Genomic DNA, 921 nt, shown 5'->3' with positions numbered 1-921 from the left:
CGAGCTTAGCAGCAGAGGAAAATCGAACATGTACTTGCGGTAGAAGCCTCTGAATGTTTCATCGCCTTCATTGCCATATGCGATTCCCGCTACCGATTGAAGGGTAGTGAAAGACTTCGGATCGGTGCGAACCATATCGTCATTCTTGTTTGGTTCGGAAAGTCCTTGCGTCCACAACAATTGCCATTCGGTTGAATAGTCCATGCGTTGTAATGGATTCAACCACATCAAGCCGACTACCTGCGCGACGAACGGCTTGGTAGGCTCTTCGGCATATGGCGACGAATTCTCTAGCGCCCTAACAGGCGCTGCATGTGCCGAGCGCACGATGGATGTGGCGAACAGAAACACCATGAGTGCGGCCAGGCCAGGTACGGCAAAGAATCGTTTCATCCAATCTCCTATTTCCAAATGCGCCGGGTCGGGTTGTTCCACGTGCGCCATCAGCGTGGCCATTAGTACGGTGGTGATGAGCCATGTCGAAGCGGCTGCGATGGCACGTCGCGGCCATGTAGCGATTAGAGCCTTCAAATCACACCTCCGACCTTCAGGTAGAACTCGCCTTCACGTTCATCTGTGATCGTGTCAGGCTTGTTGCCTTCACTATCCTCCGCATGTACCCATTCATGAATCGATAAATCGTCAAGTTGTCCGCGTGAAAAATATTCGTAATACTTCTTGTTTGGATTTCTGTCCGGGAGACCTTTGCTGGTCCGCCAATCTGCCTCAATCCGAAGCGATTTCATTTGCTTAGGCGTGAGATAGCAAAGACCCACCGCAACGTCATAAGCAAGCGCCTTCTCGGCATGCTCCGGATTGGTCATCGTCGTGGAGTGATTGGTCGGGCTATTCGTCGCACCGCGATCGAGCCAGTCGACGATCTGCTTGTCGCGCCATTCCTTGTAGCCTTCCGGCATCGCG

Annotated in this window: 2 pseudogenes; both read right to left on the bottom strand. The window is 52.7% G+C overall.

Going from position 1 to position 921, the window contains the following annotated elements:
* Positions 1-393: pseudogene (locus ACTJKF_RS31350) on the bottom strand (virulence factor); the annotation flags it as partial.
* Positions 394-527: 134 nt separating this feature from the next.
* Positions 528-921 (bottom strand): annotated as a pseudogene (locus ACTJKF_RS31345) (T6SS effector phospholipase Tle3 domain-containing protein); the annotation flags it as partial.

Source organism: Burkholderia sp. 22313, assembly GCF_052045245.1.
Taxonomy (GTDB): domain Bacteria; phylum Pseudomonadota; class Gammaproteobacteria; order Burkholderiales; family Burkholderiaceae; genus Burkholderia.
This window is presented reverse-complemented; position numbering and strand designations above follow the sequence as displayed.